1 pseudogene is annotated in these 482 nt (G+C 66.6%); it reads left to right on the top strand.

Going from position 1 to position 482, the window contains the following annotated elements:
* Nucleotides 1-482: pseudogene (locus tag EOA38_RS38615) on the top strand (alanine--tRNA ligase); the annotation flags it as partial.

Genomic DNA, 482 nt, shown 5'->3' with positions numbered 1-482 from the left:
TTCGCACAACAAGCCGATCTCACCGGAAGAGCTCGAGGATGTCGAGCGCATGGCGAACGAGATCGTCGTGCAGAACAGCCCAGTGACGACGCGCCTGATGTCGGTCGACGATGCGATCGCCGAGGGCGCCATGGCGCTGTTCGGCGAGAAATATGGCGACGAAGTGCGCGTGGTGTCGATGGGAACTGGGTTGCATGGCGCCAGGGCCAACCGGCCTTATTCGGTCGAGCTCTGCGGCGGCACGCATGTCCGTTCGACCGGCGATATCGGCCTGGTGCGCATCCTGTCGGACAGCGCAGTCGCGGCCGGCGTCCGCCGCATCGAGGCGCTGACCGGCGAGGCGGCGCGCAGGCACCTCGACGAACAGGACAGACGCCTGAAGGCGGCTGCCGCGACCCTGAAGATTTCGCCGGCCGATGTGCCGGCCCGCGTCGAGACGCTGCTCGAGGAGCGCAAGAAGCTCGAGAAGGATCTCTCCGAGG

The organism is Mesorhizobium sp. M1E.F.Ca.ET.041.01.1.1 (genome assembly GCF_003997355.1).
GTDB lineage: Bacteria > Pseudomonadota > Alphaproteobacteria > Rhizobiales > Rhizobiaceae > Mesorhizobium.
The sequence above is the reverse complement of the archived record's forward strand: the minus strand, read 5'-3'. Positions and strand labels throughout refer to the sequence as shown.